The organism is Allobosea robiniae (assembly GCF_900102525.1).
Lineage (GTDB): Bacteria > Pseudomonadota > Alphaproteobacteria > Rhizobiales > Beijerinckiaceae > Allobosea > Allobosea robiniae.
Window position 1 is genome coordinate 205,184 of record NZ_FNBZ01000007.1, and the last position, 17,001, is coordinate 222,184.

General features: G+C 65.7%; 18 protein-coding genes and 1 tRNA gene. 6 read left to right on the top strand and 13 right to left on the bottom strand.

Translation table 11 applies throughout. The features are described from left to right. Window positions 1-4: 4 nt before the first annotated feature. From BLQ70_RS19835 to BLQ70_RS19850, 4 genes are all read right to left on the bottom strand, one after another. Window positions 5-1,594, bottom strand: a complete 1,590-nt coding sequence (locus BLQ70_RS19835; RefSeq protein WP_091860307.1) for an AAA family ATPase — start codon at window positions 1,592-1,594, stop codon at window positions 5-7. A 74-nt stretch (window positions 1,595-1,668) separates the two neighbouring features. Then, window positions 1,669-2,043: a hypothetical protein gene (locus tag BLQ70_RS19840; RefSeq protein ID WP_091860309.1), complete on the bottom strand. Its 375-nt coding sequence runs from the start codon at window positions 2,041-2,043 to the stop codon at window positions 1,669-1,671. 26 nt (window positions 2,044-2,069) lie between these two features. Then, window positions 2,070-2,633, bottom strand: coding sequence for a metallophosphoesterase family protein (locus BLQ70_RS19845; protein ID WP_091860312.1), 564 nt, complete (start codon window positions 2,631-2,633; stop codon window positions 2,070-2,072). Between the two features lie 64 nt (window positions 2,634-2,697). Beyond that, window positions 2,698-3,135, bottom strand: a complete 438-nt coding sequence (locus tag BLQ70_RS19850; protein ID WP_091860315.1) for a hypothetical protein — start codon at window positions 3,133-3,135, stop codon at window positions 2,698-2,700. A gap of 105 nt (window positions 3,136-3,240) precedes the next feature. On the opposite strand from BLQ70_RS19850, the gene BLQ70_RS19855 reads away from it, so the two are divergent. Both BLQ70_RS19855 and BLQ70_RS19860 read left to right on the top strand, forming a co-directional pair. Next, complete coding sequence (locus tag BLQ70_RS19855) at window positions 3,241-3,678, top strand: hypothetical protein (RefSeq protein WP_139163594.1); 438 nt, start codon at window positions 3,241-3,243, stop codon at window positions 3,676-3,678. Continuing rightward, a complete protein-coding gene (locus BLQ70_RS19860) occupies window positions 3,675-3,956 on the top strand; it encodes a hypothetical protein (RefSeq protein WP_091860321.1) in 282 nt (93 codons plus the stop codon). Before BLQ70_RS19855 ends, BLQ70_RS19860 begins: the two co-directional genes overlap by 4 nt. A gap of 201 nt (window positions 3,957-4,157) precedes the next feature. On the opposite strand, the gene BLQ70_RS19865 is transcribed toward BLQ70_RS19860, so the two are convergent. From BLQ70_RS19865 to BLQ70_RS19875, 3 genes are all read right to left on the bottom strand, one after another. Next, the gene (locus BLQ70_RS19865) at window positions 4,158-4,703 is read right to left on the bottom strand and encodes a hypothetical protein (RefSeq protein ID WP_091860324.1); all 546 of its coding nucleotides are present in this window, start codon (window positions 4,701-4,703) and stop codon (window positions 4,158-4,160) included. A 97-nt stretch (window positions 4,704-4,800) separates the two neighbouring features. Further along, window positions 4,801-5,415, bottom strand: coding sequence for a GIY-YIG nuclease family protein (locus tag BLQ70_RS19870; RefSeq protein ID WP_139163595.1), 615 nt, complete (start codon window positions 5,413-5,415; stop codon window positions 4,801-4,803). Between the two features lie 38 nt (window positions 5,416-5,453). After that, window positions 5,454-6,527 carry a hypothetical protein gene (locus BLQ70_RS19875; protein WP_091860329.1) on the bottom strand — a complete coding sequence of 358 codons (1,074 nt, stop codon included), beginning with the start codon at window positions 6,525-6,527 and terminating at the stop codon, window positions 5,454-5,456. A 164-nt stretch (window positions 6,528-6,691) separates the two neighbouring features. On the opposite strand from BLQ70_RS19875, the gene BLQ70_RS19880 reads away from it, so the two are divergent. Further along, a complete protein-coding gene (locus BLQ70_RS19880) occupies window positions 6,692-7,222 on the top strand; it encodes a hypothetical protein (RefSeq protein ID WP_091860332.1) in 531 nt (176 codons plus the stop codon). Window positions 7,223-7,488: 266 nt separating this feature from the next. On the opposite strand, the gene BLQ70_RS19885 is transcribed toward BLQ70_RS19880, so the two are convergent. Further along, window positions 7,489-7,565, bottom strand: a tRNA-Arg gene (locus BLQ70_RS19885). 124 nt (window positions 7,566-7,689) lie between these two features. Here BLQ70_RS19885 and BLQ70_RS19890 point away from each other — a divergent pair. From BLQ70_RS19890 to BLQ70_RS19900, 3 genes are all read left to right on the top strand, one after another. Then, window positions 7,690-8,367, top strand: a complete 678-nt coding sequence (locus tag BLQ70_RS19890) for a hypothetical protein (protein WP_139163596.1) — start codon at window positions 7,690-7,692, stop codon at window positions 8,365-8,367. Between the two features lie 4 nt (window positions 8,368-8,371). Further along, window positions 8,372-9,856, top strand: coding sequence for a M48 family metalloprotease (locus BLQ70_RS19895; protein WP_091860338.1), 1,485 nt, complete (start codon window positions 8,372-8,374; stop codon window positions 9,854-9,856). Window positions 9,857-9,956: 100 nt separating this feature from the next. Continuing rightward, entirely contained in the window at window positions 9,957-10,826 is an 870-nt protein-coding gene (locus BLQ70_RS19900) for a dienelactone hydrolase family protein (protein WP_091860340.1), read from the top strand. Between the two features lie 75 nt (window positions 10,827-10,901). Here the strand turns inward: BLQ70_RS19900 and BLQ70_RS19905 are convergent, their stop codons facing one another. The 5 genes from BLQ70_RS19905 to BLQ70_RS19925 form a co-directional block, all read right to left on the bottom strand. Beyond that, on the bottom strand, window positions 10,902-11,498 hold the full coding sequence (locus BLQ70_RS19905) for a CarD family transcriptional regulator (RefSeq protein ID WP_061971313.1): 597 nt from the start codon (window positions 11,496-11,498) through the stop codon (window positions 10,902-10,904). A gap of 377 nt (window positions 11,499-11,875) precedes the next feature. Beyond that, window positions 11,876-12,211, bottom strand: coding sequence for a ferredoxin FdxA (fdxA, locus tag BLQ70_RS19910; protein WP_061971311.1), 336 nt, complete (start codon window positions 12,209-12,211; stop codon window positions 11,876-11,878). Window positions 12,212-12,381: 170 nt separating this feature from the next. Further along, window positions 12,382-12,690 carry an RNA-binding S4 domain-containing protein gene (locus BLQ70_RS19915; protein WP_091860343.1) on the bottom strand — a complete coding sequence of 103 codons (309 nt, stop codon included), beginning with the start codon at window positions 12,688-12,690 and terminating at the stop codon, window positions 12,382-12,384. 177 nt (window positions 12,691-12,867) lie between these two features. Beyond that, window positions 12,868-16,215 carry a helicase-related protein gene (locus BLQ70_RS19920; protein WP_091860768.1) on the bottom strand — a complete coding sequence of 1,116 codons (3,348 nt, stop codon included), beginning with the start codon at window positions 16,213-16,215 and terminating at the stop codon, window positions 12,868-12,870. Window positions 16,216-16,521: 306 nt separating this feature from the next. Continuing rightward, entirely contained in the window at window positions 16,522-16,941 is a 420-nt protein-coding gene (locus BLQ70_RS19925) for a MerR family transcriptional regulator (RefSeq protein WP_091860771.1), read from the bottom strand. Window positions 16,942-17,001: the final 60 nt, after the last annotated feature.

Consider the following 17,001-nt stretch of genomic DNA (forward strand, 5'->3'; position numbering starts at 1 on the left):
CTCCTCAATGACGGGCCGCGAAGGCCTGCCGGCCGGCGACGATGGTTTCGATCATGCGGCGGACGGCGCGCATCGAGCCGCCGGACCAGTGCTCCGCAACGAGGTCGAGTTCCTCGCCATCCAGGTCCGGCATCCAGCGATCGTCGGTGTTCCGCTCGCGGCGCAGGTCAGCGACGATCTGCCGTGCGACGACGGGCAGATGCTCGGCTCCGGGCGCCGGGACCGTCAGCACGCGCAGGCGGTCGAGGAGCGGCGAGATTACCCCGTTGAGGCCGTTCGCGGTGGCTAGATAGCTGACTTGCGAGATGTCGACGGGCAGCTCGATGCCTGTGTCCAGGATCGCACGGGACGTCGCCGGTTCGAGCATCGGGACGAGCGCGTCCTGGAGATTGCCGTTGTGGCGGCTCGTCCCGGACTTCTCGATCTCGTCGACCACGACGACGGGGTTCGCCGCCATCGCCCGCAGGACGGCTTGCAGGCTGGTCGACCCGCGAGCTGTCGCCCATTGAGCGTTCGTTCCTGCAAACGACCCGTCCGCTACGGCGGACGCGCTGTATAGCGTCGGCTCTAGCCCGATGGCACGGGCCAGCGCCATAGCCAAAGACGACTTGCCGGTGCCGGGCGGCCCGAGCAGCAGCGTCGGGCGCAGCCGAATCCAGTCTGTGCCGACGAGGTCCATCAGGATCGTCTCGATCGCCGACGCCGCCCACGGCCACCGCGCGCAGAGATCCCGAGCGACCGCGCCGAGGTCACCTTCGAAGCGGATCAGCGGCAGCGCCTTGCCTGCGATATCGTAGAAGGCATATGCCGGGCTGTCGGAACGCGGCTTCTTCACCATGGTAGGCAAGACGACGATCTCGGGCTTCTTCGGCGTCGCCAAGATCACCGGCCCATCTTCCGGCTCGGGGATTTCGTCTTCGTCCATGAAGTGCTCGATCACGGCCGCATCGCTCTTGGGGCGGGCGTTCTGGTACTGGTCGAGCCATTCCCGCATCGATGTCGCGGTGTCACCAGCGCGGCGGCGGAGGTCGAGCATCAGCGCTACCCGCCGCACGACACCGATGACATGGCGCTCCGGCATGCCAACCGAGGTCATCGCCGTCTCCAGCAGCCCCGCGCGCAGGTGAGATTGCGGAACATGCGCGAGCCGAGCGAGCGCGTGCACGGCCACCCGCCTCTGCGCAGCTTCGTCGCCGAGGTTGCAGAGATAGATATCAGCCCGTACCTCGCACTCGGCGAGCCGCAATAGATACGCGGGATTCCATTCCGGGCGCCGCCGCATCGCGGCCTTCCGAAGCGCAAGAACGGGCGTGAACGATGGCTTGTTGGCCATGGCACGCAGAGCGCGCTCGACCGCAGGTGGAAGCGCAGGCAGGCCCGGCGGGCTTGCATCATGCAACATCCCAACGGCCCACATCGCGGCGTCGGTTTCCCAGTTCAATTCGCGGGGGTGCCAGCCGGCGAGAAGCTCAGTCGTAGTCGGGCTGTCGGTCCCGGCCATATGAGCTTGCTTGCGCTGCTCGGCGGCGATGACGTCGGGTACCAACATCGCGATTTCGCGATCGGTCTCGTCATATTCGCCGTTCGTGCTCATCGCCACCCTCCATCGCTTGGAGGGTTTTCGTATCAGCTACGAATTTCGTAGTCGATACGAAAGGAATGGAACGGTTACTCGGCCTTGTCGCGTACCGGAGGGTTCTTAGCCTTCGGCTGCGGGGCCCCCTTCGGTACCGCGCCGGGATCGGAGAGCTTGTCTGCCGCAGCGTGGAGCTGGGCCGCTACGACATGGGGGTTGAGCCCAAGTGCCTGGAGTTCGTCAGTCAGTGCCTTGATACTGTCGGCAACCTTATAGTCCTCGATCAGATCGCGGGCGCTGCGCACATGCGCATAGGCCTCTTCGGGAACGTTCTCCGTCGGCTTAGCGGCCCAGGTCTGCACCGTTCTAAGATTATAGTTCCGCGCAACGGCGAGACGCCATTGCCAATTCTTCCCGTACGCCTGCGTCGCCGCCGAGCGGAACTCTATGTCGCGAAGCTTGCCCATTCGGGCAGAATAAGCGTCCGCGCTTATCAGACCGTCAACCCGCCCGGCACGACGACCTCTTCGATATCGGCCGGCTGCTCGGGCCTCGGGCGGGCGTCCAGCCGGGTCTTGATGGTCGGCCATGACACCGGCGTGAATCCGTAGACGTCAACGCCGACGTCTTCCGAGTGATACGTGCCTGGCAGGCTGCCATGCGAATGGCCGTAGAGGTGCACCGCGCCGTGGTGCAGGCCGGCCCAGGACCGCAGCGCGTAATGGCACATCACGATGCGCTGGCCGTCGACGCTGGTCTCGCGGATCTGCGAGACGTCCGACCAGGGCAACGCCTTCGTGTGAGCATTGTCATGGTTGCCTTCGATCAAGAACTTCTGACCGTGCAGCTGGCTGAAAACCCGCCTCGTCGATCGCGGATCGGCGCGGTAGGCGAAGTCGCCCAGGAAGTAGACCTGATCGCTTTTCGCGACCGTAGCGTTCCAGTTCGCAATCATGCAGCGATCCATCTCATCTACCGACGAGAAGGGGCGCTTGCAGATTTCGATGATGCGCGCGTGGCCGAAATGCGTGTCGGCCGTGAACCAGGTCTTGGTCATGTCGTCCTCCTGACGACATTCTTGAAGGCAGACCAAGCAAGGGACCAGCACGTCCGCCTGAGCATCACTCTCCCAAGCCGCGGATGATGAAAAGCAGCGCCTCCAAGCGCGGCCATTGATTTACTGCGTCGAGAGTTGGTGGCTCGACCTTCATGATCGCAGCGATGCGCACGGCCTCATCCAAGAACGGCTGTTGATGTTGTCCGAAATTCGGATCTCCACGTTCGTGGAGCGCCTGGTGGATCATCTCATGCAGCAGGATGAGATAAGAGGCTTCCACCTTGGCGTGCTCTTTAACGTCGCCCGCAATCACACGGTCCTCATCGAACTCGAACTCATCGTCGATGTAGATGCCGCGGCCTCTCTTCTCATAGAATCCGTGAGCATTAAGGCCCTCGTCACCGCCGATCTCATCCCAGTCGATCAAGGCGAGAGGCTTCAGTTCATCATTGAAGAAGCGCTTGTTGATCTCAGCCCACATGGAGTTCAGGCGCTCATTCATAATCGGTCTCGATCTCTTCGGAGCGCGATCATCGCACGGGAATAACGAATCGCTATCATGAGACGTGGCCGTCGCCACACGCGGCCTCGCGCTCAGGAGGCGGCGATGAAGAAGCACTGGAAATCCCCCCACTCCGCTGGCCCTTACGACTTGGCCGTCAAGGGTGTCATGCGGTTCCGCGATGCCGATGAGAAGCTCGATGCCCTCTTCCTCGACGAGGTCGACTGGAAGGGCCTGCATGAGGCCGAGCGGCTCGGGTTAGTGAAGACGGTCGGGTCTGAGATCGGTTTCGTTCTCGGGTCCATCTCGCTAACCGCGATCGGCAAGGACTTTCATGCCGCCTTAAATGGCAACCCGGTTTCCGACGAGGTCGACCGTGATCGCCGCCGCGATCTCGTCCCTTACGCCGAGGTTCTCGCAGAGTTCGGCAAGGAGATCGCCGACCGCGAGGCGCGGCCGCCGGCCGACAAGGGACGGCTCGCGAAGCAGCGACTGGCAGCGATGTTCGAGGGGCTGGGATACCGACCGGACGCGATGGCATGAATCCCCGCCCCATCATCTCCGCCGATGGCGCGTGGTCTTTCGATCCCGACGACCTGATCGCCTGCGGCTACCAGAGCACAGGCAGGCGGTTCCCCGATGGTCACGTCGGAATCGGCCGCGTGGAGTCGCTCGCCCGTGAGTTCGACGTCACCATGTCCAGCCTCGCCCTCTTCCGGACTGGGGCTGTCGGCACCGATGTCGAATGGGAATACTTCTACACCCCCGATAGGAAGCCCGGTTTCTGTGGGTCGCCGCTGTTGCCGCCGGGAGCATGGTGATGACCCCGGACGACGACACCAAGGCTTGGCTCGATTCCGCTGCCTGCGAGCATGAGTGCCGGGATCGCGCCGCCGGCGGGCGGGAATGCCGCGACAAGTGTGCGCGATGGCTGCAGGCGATCGAGGCCTGGAGGAAGGCGACGCCGGAGAGGAGGACCGGGTTCGTCAGCCGGCGGCGCCATGAATCTTCTGCGCGGACTTTTAGCGGGCCTTTCCGTGCACCTGCTTCGGATACCACGCCGTGAACTTCACGGCTGCGAACAGCGCGGCGATGGTTGCCCAGACGCCGAGGCGGGGCGGCACGTCGGGCCGGTAGATCCACAGCAGGTCGACGGCGACAAGCACGACGAATGCCGCCGCCCACGCCGCCGAGATGACATAGCTCGTCTTGACGAACGTAGGGCCCGACCAGAGCTCAGGAGCCACGCTCTCGCGGGCGTACTGGAGGGTGAACGGCTTCCCGATCAGCATCGAGACGATCACGATCAGCAGCAGGCCCAGGTCGACCCGCAGTCGCACGTCGATGATCGACCAAGCCGGTTGGAATGCCAGGAACCACCCTGCCAGGCCGGCGAACAGGAGCACGGTCCCGATCTCCAGGATCTTCGGCGACCGGCCTTGCATCATGTCGCGGACCAGCATCGCGATGGACACCGCCGCTCCGGCCAGGAGGCCGTCAAGAGAGCCGAGCGCACGATCCACCAGCGCGAAGGCCAGGAAGGGCGCGAATGCGAGTAGAATGTTCATTGGTGTCGACCCAGCCGCGATCGATCGGGAATAGCGTTAGGGCATGTTCGAGTCGAGTACGAGCATCATGCAGTCATCCGCAGCGCCTCCTGGGCGGCTAGCGTCTAGCACCCCGGATGTTCCACGCCGGTAGGATGTGACTGATCAACCCGGCCTCCAGACCAGCTGCCATATTGACCGGCATAGAATGCCATTCGGCTGGCTTGGGTATGGCGACGAGCAGCTCGACGACGCTGCCGCCTCGCAGGGCGTCGAGGATCAGTCCCTTCACTCGCTGCAAGGTCCGCATGTTCTCATTGCCGCGCCGGTAGTGACCCATCCGCGTATGCAGCGTCGTCAGCGTCACGCCGACATAACAAACCACATCGTCCACGACGAAGGCGTAGACGCCTGGCTCCTTCGGTGCCGGCTCTGAGAGCTCAAACCCATCGTCGCCGGCGAGCAGCCATTGCCCGTTCCGACGGAATCCCCCCGATGAGAGAAGGTAGTCCGACCCGATGGGCTGGATTTCCTCATCGCCGGTGGCGGTCTCGACCTCCACCTCGACCGGCTCGCGATCGAGCACGACGTCGCGGGTTCGCCCCAGGCTGATGCCAGACCGCTCAAGGACGTGGCGGGCGTGTTGATATCGAATGCCGAGAAGCTTCGCGATCTCCGTGCGGAGGTATCCCGCCTTCGCCAAGGCGCGGATCTTATCGGCTTTGGTCTTCATGCCTTCCAAGGCAGGAAGAACGTTTTCCCGATCGTACGTCATGCGATGCAGTTTTGCCCTGCCAGGCGAACGTTCTGCTCGAAGCTTTGGTTGTTGAAGCCGTACAGGCTGTAGACGTCGCGGATGGTCCCGACGACCCCGAACGGAGCCATCGTAACGCGCGCATCAGCGGCGGCCAGATTCCCTACCCAGGGGCCGGAGATTGTTAGTACGTCGCCCTTCACCTCCAGCTTGATGTCCTTGCGGGAAATGTCCTTACCCGCGACGTGGATCTCTTCAAAATTCTCGGTGTCCTTGATGAAATCGCTGCTGTAGGGCGAACCTTTCGCCGTCACCGTGAAACGCATGTTCTTGGCCCGGCAGAAGATCGTGACCTGCTTGCGAGCGTCCTTTGACCTGGCAAATGCGACGATGCCTTTGCCGTATCCCTCAATCTGCCACTTATCGAGTGCGTTGGGAGCGAAGGCGATGTTAGCTCGACGGATCTCGTCGATCGTCAGCCACTTCATGTCGTTGGCACCCCTCTCGACCATCATTTCGATAATCGACGGATCAATGCCCATGGCCATGAAGTGCGTCAGGACAAGGCTCAAGGCCTGTTGAGGAGTCGAGAAGCTATTCGTCAGATCCTCGACCGAAACCGGCTTGTCGCCATAAAGCCGAGCGAAATCGATGCCCATCTGGTGCACGCCGACCCGGCTACCTTCGCTGGCGTCCCGCTCCACGCCGCCGGCCAATGCGAAGACGCAAGCGCTAGCGCATATGCCTGGAGCTGGCTCGGAAAACTCACCGATCTTCACCGTCTTCGACACGGCGGTCCGAAATCCATTCTTCCTGATGATCTCACCCAGCCTGATGCCGCCGATGACGCTGCCTCCACCCGAGTTCAGGACGATCCGCTGCCGTTTCCAAATTGCGACTGTCTTGATGAAGGCCTCGAATTGGGCTGGCGTTTCTGCCGTGATCTCGCCATCGGCGTAGATCCAGGTGCTTTCGGAATCTATCCGCGCTGCGCCGTTGAAGTGCTCCGAGAATTCCATCGCGGACGCTGGCCCCCAGCCAAGGACCGCAAGGAATGCGCTGAGGGCGATCGTAGGAAGCTTGGAAGGCATGTCGGTCCTCTGTGGCGGCGGTTCTATTGGCTATCACACAACCCTCGCGCGTGCGGATAGCTCTCTGCGCCGCATGGCGCGCCAGCAGGAAATTTCCGAATCGCTATCATAAGGAGCGGGCTCGCCATCCCGCGCTGCCCAACCTGCTTGAGGAGGCAGCAGAGATGAGCACCGCAGAGAAGACCGATACCACCACTATGGTGTCGCATCCCTTTCCCTGGCGCGCGCTGGCGCCGACCGAACTGCTCTCGGACGAGCACGATGTCGTCGACGCCAACGGCTCACTGGTCGCCGGCGACGTCGAGCCCGACACCGCTAAGGCCTTGGTCGACGCCGCGAACACTCAGTTCGCCTTGTCCCAGTTGACCAGCATCACCCTCCCGGGCGCCGTCTACGAACTGGACGCCGCCGGCGAGCGGGAGATTCAGCGGATGGTGCTGGAGCCGGGGAAGATCTACCCGCTGCCGCCCGGCGAAGAGCTTCACGGCATCCCCGACCCCCGCATCGCCGCCCTGGAGGCCGCGCTGGTCCAGGTCGTCTCGAAATTCCACGAAGCCACCGTCGAGGCGACGGGCGAAATCCGCATGTCTGTCGAGGCGGCCGACGACGAGGTCAGGGACATCGTTGAAGGCCTGGGGCTGGCCAAAGACTTGTGGGGCAACCCGGCCGAGGCAGAGGCGGCGGTGTCGTCATGAGGCTGATGCAGGCCCAACTTCAATTCGACGAAGAGGAGGACCGCGCCCGGCGTAACCAGCGCGCTTTCGCCCGTCTGTGGGTCGGATGCCGCGACGTTTCGCGGCGAAAGGGTTACGCCCTTGACGTTTCAGAGAAGCACTGGAAGCAGGCCGAGCGCGAGACGCGCTGAAGCGATCCTGTCCAAATCTTGTCCAAGTCGCGCCCTCGGCTCTGGCCGGGGGCGTCCTCTCTCAGGGACGGCGCAAACAATATCAATGGTTTATGCTGGCGTCCCGGAAGGGATTCGAACCCCTGACCTACGGTTTAGGAAACCGTTGCTCTATCCTGCTGAGCTACCGGGACGCACGAAACTCCGTGTAGCATAATCGCGATGCGGGTGAAGTCCCTTCTTGTCATCGTCATATTCGCGACCCTCGCCACCCCGCCGGCGCGGGCTGCTTCCGGCTGCGCGCCCGCCGAAGCCGCCGTGACCGTGCAATTGTCCGGTCTGGATCCCGCCGGGGACCTGCTGCTGGTCGATGGCCGAAGATTGCGGCTCGTCGGCCTCGCGCCGCGCCAGAGTCCAGAGGAAGCATCGCGTTTCGATGCAGGCCTGCGCGGCTTCCTCGGTCGCCCGCTCGGCCTGACCGTCCTCGGCGAACCCGATCGCTGGGGGCGGTTTCCTGCGCGGCTGACGATCCCGCCGACGTCACCCGGCGAACCGACGCTGGACCTCGCACAGCAGCTGCTGCGGCAAGGTGCCGCCCTCCCTCTGCACGAACCCGGTTCGTCCCCCTGCGAGACACCGCAAAAGGCTTCCGTTCAGGCAACGGTAACATCTGGGCCGCAACCTGCGTCGCTGACGGCGGTCGATGGCCATGATCTCGCCGCGGTCAAGGCGCAGGAGGGACGTTACGTCATGCTGGAAGGCCGGATCGCCTCGGTCGGCGAGCGTTCCCAGCGGACCTATCTGAACTTCTCCCGCCGCCCGAAGCAGGCTGCCTCGATCGTCCTGTCGCGCAGTCTCTGGCGCGAACTGAAGCGCGCCGGCTGGACCGCGAGCCATCTCGGCGGTAAACGGCTGCGTGCCTATGGTGTCCTTGCCGGGCGCGACGGCCTCCTGCTCGAGGTCGCATCCCGTTCGGCACTGGAACTGATCGACTGAGGACATGCTGGAGCTCTGGCCCGCATCGCTTTCGCGACATTCGAAGCGGCTGGCAGCCATCGTGCTGCCGGGCCTGCTGCTCGTCGGCTGCCTCGGCGACCAGAGTTCTCTCCTGCCGGCGAGCTCCACCTCCGAAGGCGAGATCGCGCCGCGCATCAGTACGGTCCAGCGCGCCTCCGACCAGGAGCACCAGCGCCTGCTCGCGGCCTTCGGCGGCGAATACCGCGCGCCGCGTGCCCGCGCCGCCCTCGACGAGGTCGTCCAGCGTCTGGCAAAGGCCGGCGAGGGCCAGATCGGCCATTACGAGATCACCATCCTGAATTCCCCGGTGGTCAACGCCTTCGCGCTGCCCAATGGCCGGCTCTACGTCACGCGGGGCCTGCTGGCGCTCGCCAACGACACCTCCGAGATCGCCTCCGTGCTGGCGCATGAGATCGCGCATGTCACGGCGCAGCACGCCGTCGAGCGCGCCGAGAAGGAAGCGGAATCGGCGCTGGTCAGCCAGGTCGTCTCGCAGGTCCTGAAGGACCCGGGGCGCGACGCAGCCGTGCGCGCCGGCTCGAAGCTCTCGCTGGCGAAGTTCTCGCGACAGCAGGAACTCACCGCCGACCAGATCAGCGTCCGCAACATCGCCCGCGCCGGCTACGACCCCTATGGCGCCGGGCGCTTCCTCGCCACGCTCGGCCGCAACACCGCCTTCCGCAGCAGCGGCCAGAACCAGAGCGCCGACGACAAGCGGCTCGACATCCTCTCCAGCCACCCGCAGACACCCGAGCGCGTCGCCGCCGTCACCGCCGCCGCCCGCCAGATCGCCGCGCCCGGCATCGGCGAGCGCGATGCCAATCGCTGGCTGAACGCCATCGAGGGCCTGGCCTATGGCGACGACCCGCGCGACGGCGTGGTCCGCGGCCGGCGCTATCTCAACAGTGCGCTGCGCATCGCCTTCAGCGCGCCGGATGGTTTCAGCCTAGAGGCGGCCCAGGACATGGTCATCGGCGTCAGCGCCAACGGCGCGCAGGCCCTGCGCTTCGATTCCGTCACGCTGAAGAGCGGCCAGACGCTGGAATCCTATGTCGCCGCCGGCTGGATCGAGGGCGTCGAAACGACCGGCATCGAGAAGACCGAGATCGGCGGGCAATCGGCCATCCTCGCCCACGGCAAGGGCACCGACTGGATCTTCAGGCTCGCCGCCGTGCAGATCGGCGACCGGGTCTATCGCTTCATCCTGGCGGCACGCGGCGGTAGCGATCCGGAACGGCAGATGCGGGGCATCGTCGAGAGCTTCCGGGTGATGACGCCCGCTGAGGCTCAGGCCGTCCGCCCGATGCAGATCCGCCTGGTCGCGGCCGAGGCCGGCGACACCATCGCAGCCATGGCGGAGCGCATGCCCGAGCAGGACCGGCCGGGCGAGCTCTTCCAGCTGCTCAACGGACTCGATCGCAATGCGTCGCTGACGCCCGGCCAGCGCTACAAGGTCGTCGCCGAGTAGCGCGCGCCTTCACAAGGCCGCGAGTCTACGCGAGCTCCTCCCGCATCGCGCGCGTTCGCCGCTATGATCGGCGCAAGGCCATGGTTCAAGGGAGGCAAGGATGGCGCTCGATCGCCGGATCGTCGAACTCTACGACGAGTACACGCACAAGCCGCTCGACCGCCGCATCTTCATGAACCGGCTCCTCGCCATCGCCGGCACCGCGGCGGCGGCGGAAGCAGCGCTCGCCCTGCTGGAGCCCAACTACGCCCAGGCCCAGCAGGTGGCGCCGGACGATGCCCGCATCACCGCGAGCCGCTTCGACCAGACCGTCGATGGCGTGGCGCTGAAGGGCTATCTCGTCACGCCCAAGGCCGAGGCCAAACGCGGCGGCGTCCTCGTCATCCACGAGAACCGCGGCCTCAATCCCCATATCGAGGACATCACCCGCCGCATGGCGCTGGAGGGCTTCACCACGCTCGGGCTCGATTTCCTCACCCCGCTCGGCGGCACGCCCAACGACCCGGACGCCGCGCGCGCGCTCTTCCCGCAGCTTTCGGTCGAAACGGTCGTCGCCCAGGGCCGCGCCGCACTGAAATACCTGGCCTCGCGGCCGGATGCTACGGCCAAGACCGGCGCTGTCGGCTTCTGCTGGGGCGGCGGTTCGGTCAACGATCTCGCGGTCTCCGCCCCCGAGCTCGCGGCCGGCGTCGTTTTCTACGGGCGCCCGCCGGATCTCGCCAAGGTCCCGCAGATCAAGGCGCGCCTCCTGATCCAGCAGGCCTCGCGCGACACCCGCCTCGTCCAGATGCTGCCGGACTATGAGAAAGCGCTGAAGGCTGCCGGCATCCAGTACGAGGCCATCGTCTATCCCGATGTCGACCACGCCTTCATGAACGACACCAGCGCCGAACGCTACAACGCAGCGACGGCCGGACAGGCCTGGGCGAAGACGGTCGCTTTCCTGAAGGCGGGAACGGGGACGGCCTAGGTCACGCCCGGTTCGACCCAACAAAAACCCGGCGGTCGCCCGCCGGGTTTTTCGAAACGATAGGGAACGAACCGCTCAGGCAGCCTCTTCCGCCAGATCGTCGTTGTCGCCCTCCATCTCGGCCTCGGCTTCCGCCTCGGCCTTGCTGAGGCGGCGCGGCGACTTGGCGAGCTGCCCCTCGATCTTCTTGAGCGCCTCGGTCTCGGTAATGTCGTCGACCACCGCGATCTCGCGAGTCATGCGGTCGAGGGCGGCTTCATAGAGCTGGCGCTCGGAATAGGACTGCTCGGGCTGGGCCTCGGACCGGTAGAGGTCGCGCACTACTTCGGCGATGGCGACGAGATCGCCCGAATTGATCTTCGCTTCGTATTCCTGCGCGCGGCGCGACCACATGGTGCGCTTGACGCGGGCGCGGCCGGTGAGCGTCGTCAGCGCCTTGGTGACGCAGTCGGCATCGGCGAGCTTGCGCAGGCCGACGCTGGCGGCCTTGCCGGTCGGGACGCGCAGCGTCATCTTGTCCTTGGCGAAGCCCACCACGAACAGCTCAAGTTTGAAACCTGCGACTTCCTGCTCCTCGATCGCCGTGATCTGACCGACACCATGGGACGGATAGACGACATACTCGCCCGTCTTGAAACCATGGCGCACAACAGCTTTCTTCGCAGTAGACATGCCGTTACGACTCCTGACCGGCCCGCTCGACGCGAGCGCGTGATGATTTAGCCTCCGGCCGGTTGGCAGGAGGCTTCCGCCTGACGCGACGCTTGAAGAACGCACCGCTTCACGCTCCCTAGTCGATTGTTTCATTGTGCCCTGCCGAGAACGACGATCGAAGCCCCGGCGGCAAAGCCGGCTCTTTCATCGTCTGTGATCTCTGGGGGCGCCCCGATTGCAGGAACCTCGCAGGGGCATGCGGAACGACTTCGACTAAGGCTAGCTTGTAACACAAAAAACACGCCGAATCAAAGGTAAACGCCGGACGGCGTTCCTCTGCGGCAGCATGGCGAGGTCGTGGTTAATGCAGCGCGGCCGGCAAACGCCCGCCCGGATCAGTCGCCTTCGCCCGGTTCCGGCGAGAGCATCTCGAGCTTCCCGGCGACGCCGTCGAATTCCTTGGCGTCGGCCGGCGGGTCCTTCTTCTGGGTGATGTTCGGCCAGCTCGCCGCGAATTTTCCGTTGATCTGCAGCCAGCTTTCGAGGCCCGGCTCGGTGTCCGGCTTGATCGCCTCGGCCGGGCATTCCGGCTCGCAGACGCCGCAATCGATGCATTCGTCGGGGTGGATGACGAGCATGTTCTCGCCCTCATAGAAGCAGTCGACCGGGCAGACCTCGACGCAATCCATGTACTTGCACTTGATGCAGTTCTCGGTGACCACATAGGTCATGGGCCGGCCCTTCCAACGCTTCTAAACAGCCCCATAAACCCTTGCCCGGCGCAGGTTTCAAGGTCGTTTTAATGATCTTAGGCAGAACGATTTGTCATCCGGGACGTGCCGCGGAGAAGATTTCACCCTCCGGCCCGCTTTCGGCGCCTGCCGCCCGACAGGGCGCGGATTTAATCCTCGCCTCCGGCCTCCGCAAGCGGCGCATCGCCGCTGCCGCCGTCGAGCCGCTCATAGAGTTCCTGGGCGACCACGAAGGAGCCGCGCCGCTCGGCAAAGCCGAGGACCCTGACCACTACGGTCGCATGCGGCAGGGCGAGCGTCAGCACCGCTCCGACCTTGATGCCCTGCGCCGGATTATCGCAGCGCCGTCCTTCGATCCGGACATGCCCGTCCTCCACCAGACGCACGGCTGCCGGGCGGTTGCGGGCGAAGCGCGCAAACCAGAGCCATTTGTCGAGGCGCTGACGATCGTCCTGCAAGCCGCCCGCGCCTCCCTGATCAGTGATCCGAGGACGGCGACTTCACGCGGAGCCACCTCGTCATCCCGGGCCTGACCCGGAATCCATTGGAGAGCGCCGAGCCCTTCGATGGATTCCGGATTGTCGCCGCCATCGCGGCTCGTCCGAAATGACGGCGTGTTTCCACCGAAGCCTGCCTCAGTTCTTGCCGCCTTCGAGCTGGGCCTTGAGGGCCGCGAGCTTGGCGAAGGGCGAATCCGGATCCGGCTCGCGATTGGCCGGGCGCGGACGCGGCGCCTGCTGGAAACGCTCGGCACCACCGCCCCGCTCCTCGCGCCGCGGACCGCCGGGGCGGCCGTCGCGCTTGAAATCGGGACGCGGACCACGATGGCCTTCAGGCCGGCCCTGCCGCTGCGGCTGGTCGTCGCGGCGCGGACGCTCGCCCTGGCGTTCCTGACGCTGTGCCGGCGCGCCCTCGCCACCGGCGGCTGCCGCGGGTCGGTTGTCAGGCCGTCCGTCACGACGCGGACCACCCGGGCGCCCGTCGCGCTGCGGCCGGTCGCCACCACGGCGCTCGCCCCCTTCGCGACGCGGCTCGCCATCGCGGCGGCCACGCGGATTGCCCTGCTCGGGCCGGCGCCCACCCTGGTGACGATGCGGCCGCCAGACCTCGATCAGTTCGGGCTCGGCAGGAGCGGCGTCGGCAGCAGGAGCTTCCGTGGCAGAAGCTTCGGCAGGCGCAGCCTCCTCGGCAGCAGCAGCCGGCAGAGCAACCAGCGCATCGGCCGGCACCGGCTCGCGCACCGTGTCCAGCTCGGCTTCGGTCAGGATCGGCGTATCCGCCGTCTCGACCGCGGGCGCTTCGGCGACAACAGCCTCGCCTTCCGCCAGAGCATCCTCGTTCAGCGCAGCCGCCGGCTCGCTCGGGCCTTCGGCCCCGGCAGCGGGCTCAGCCTCAGTCTGCGCGGCTGCGACTTCACCCTCCGTGGCGGCGCCCTCAGTACCAGCTTCCGCCGCCGGGGCCACGACAGGCTGGGCCGGCTCGGTCGCAGCCGGGGGCGGCGCCAGCGGCACGGTGATCGCAGGACCCGGACGCTTCACCGAGACATAGCCGAGCGAACGCAGGATCGAGGCGAAATCCTCGCCGGCGCAGCCAACGAGCGAAGTCATCGCGCCCGTGGCGACAAAGCCGTCCTGATCGGCGGCGCCGGTGGGCGGCACCCCTTGCGTAACGCCGGGGCGATAGGCGATCGCCGGACGGATGAGGTCGGCGAGGCGCTCCAGGATATCGACGCGCACCGCCCGCTCGCCGCAGACGCGATAACCGGCAGCGCGGTAGAGCCCCTTCGGCACGGCCTTGTCGACCGGGAAGGAGGTACGGCCGGACGCCGCCAGATGCGCGATGTCGTCGAGCCCGGCCGTCTCCGGCCCGCCATGCTTCAGCGCCCAGAGCTGGGCGGCGAGCGCACGCGGCGCGGGCTTCAGCAGCGCCGGCATATAGATGTGGAAAGCACCGAAACGGATGCCGAGCTGGCGTAGCGCCGCGCGGCCCTCCTGGTCGAGCGCCTTCATCTCGTCACCGACCTTGGCGCGTTCGAGCACGCCCAGCGCCTCGGCCGCCTGATAGGCGATGCCTCGCGCAATGCCGGTGACGTTCTCGGCCGCTTCCAGAATCTGGACCGCGCCGAGCAGGCGGGTGACGTGATTCTTCAGCCAGAGATTGAGCCGGCCTTCGACCTGCTCACGTGCGGGGCCGGTGAGATGCTCTTCCACCAGCAGGCGCAGTCGTGGCTCGAGCACCTTCTCGCCGGCCGTCAGGCGCGCGACCGGCTCGCCGGTCCAGCGCACCAGCCCGTCATGCGAGAGCAGGAAGGCATCGTCGCCCGCCAGCACGACGCGCGCCGCCCGCGCCTCGATCTCGGAGCCGAGCGCCTTCATCGCCGCCAGGTTCAGGGCCTTGACCTCCGGCCCCCCGGCCTTCGGATCCGCCGTAAAGCGGAAGCCCTGCAGCATCCCCACATGCTGGCCCTCGACGAGCACGTCGCCCGTCGCGGTGACCTCAGCCTCCAACATCGCATTCTCCCGCAAGCGGCGCATCAGGACACTGGTGCGCCGATCGACAAATCGGTGGGCCAGACGCTCGTGCAGAGCATCCGACAGCTTGTCCTCTACAAGACGCGCCATGCCCTGCCAATGCTCTGGATCAGGTAACCAGTCGGGACGATTGGCGACGAAGGTCCAGGTCCGGACCTGCGCGATCCGCGCCGAGAGCGTATCGATCTCGCCATCGGTCCGGTCGAGCGCAGCCAGTTGCGCCGCATACCAGTCGGCATCGAGCCGGCCATGGCGCATCAGCCTGAGATACAGCGTCGTGGCGAGATCGGCATGCTGCATCGGCGAAATCTTGCGGTAATCCGGCAGGCCGCAGACCTCCCAGAGCCGCTCGACGCCGGCGCGGCCCTGCGCCAAGCGTACAATATCCGGGTCCTTCGCCAGGATTTCCAGCGTCGACATGTCCTCTGCGATCAGTGCGCGCGTCAGCCCCTGCTCGGAGGGCTGGAGGTTGAGCGTCTCAAGCAGGCCGCCGATCGAGCGCAGGTCGAGATCGGAATTGCGCCACTGCATCTGGCGGATCGGCTCAAAGCGGTGATTCTCGATCGCGTCGACCAGTTCCGCATCGAAAGGCGGGCAGCGCCCGCTGGTGCCGAAGGTGCCGTCGCGCAGATGCCGCCCGGCGCGCCCGGCGATCTGGCCGAACTCGGCCGGATTGAGCTTGCGATAGTGGTGCCCGTCGAACTTCTTGTCGGCGGCGAAGGCGATGTGGTTGACGTCGAGATTGAGCCCCATGCCGATCGCATCGGTCGCGACGAGATAATCGACATCGCCGGACTGGTAGATCTCGACCTGGGCGTTGCGGGTCCGCGGTGAGAGAGCGCCAAGCACCACGGCCGCCCCGCCCTTCTGCCGGCGGATCAGTTCTGCGATGGCATAGACCTCCTCGACCGAGAAGGCGACGATGGCCGAGCGCGGCGGCAGGCGCGTGATCTTGCGATCACCGGCGAAGGTCAGGTTCGACAGGCGCGGGCGCGTGACGACGTTCACGCCGGGCATGAGCTGCTCGATCAGCGGGCGCATCGTCGCAGCGCCGATCAGCATGGTCTCGGCCCGGCCTCGCCGGTTGAGCAGCCTGTCGGTGAAGACATGGCCGCGGTCGAGATCGGAGGCGAGCTGGATCTCGTCGATCGCCACGAAATCGACGGCAAGGTCACGCGGCATCGCCTCGACCGTGCAGACCCAGAAGCGCGGCCGCTCCGGCTTGATCTTCTCCTCGCCGGTGACGAGCGCGACGGCCTCGGGGCCGACCTTGTCGACGACGCGCTGATAGACCTCGCGCGCGAGCAAGCGGAGCGGCAGCCCGATCATGCCGGTGGGATGGGCGACCATGCGCTCGATGGCGAGATGGGTCTTGCCGGTATTGGTCGGACCCAGCACGGCCGTGACGCTATTGGCGCGGGCGGCGGGCGGCAGCGAACGGAAAGGAAGCAAGGCGAAGGAGCCGATCAAATCGCCCGCCCATACGGGCGGGAGCGTGGACGGGGTCGATGCAGGTCTTAAGAGCAGGCCTTACAAGAACGAGTCTGGAACGAAGCGGGGCCGAATCGCTGACTCCGGCAGAATCGGGTTTTGTTCCCTTTTCGGAATCCGTGCCCTGGCGGCATGGGCCATATCGTCATCGCGCCCTCCCGGAATGGCGTGGCAGAGCAGCGCAAAAGCCGCCCGGCAGGAATCCTATTTAAGCCTTTTCAGCCCGGAGACGAGAGGCAAGGCAGATTTCCGATTTGCCCGCGCGCCTCAATGATGAGCGTGGTCGCACTGCCCATGATCGGCCAAGGCCTCGATGATCGCGCAATCGCAGGCCGCGACGCCGCCCGAGCAGGTCGTCGCGATCCGCTCCAGCTCCTTCTCCAGCGAGCGCAATTTCGCGATCTTGTCGCGGACCTCGTCGAGATGGGCGACCGAAATCGCATGCGCCTCGTCGCAAGCCATGCCCGGCGTATCCGAGAGCTTCAGAAGGGTGCGGATGTTCTCGACCGCGAAGCCGAGATCGCGCGCATGCTTGATGAAGGCGAGCCGCTCGGCATGGCGCCGGCCATAGCGGCGCTGGTTGCCCTCGGAACGCTCAGGCGGCGGCAGCAGACCGACCTGCTCGTAATAGCGGATGGTCTCGACCTTGACCCCGGTGCGGTCAGCGAGCGCACCGATCGGCATCACGCGCTCGAGTTTGCCGGCAGCAGTCATCGCAGCACCTCAAGAAGCTGTAGTCTCTACAGC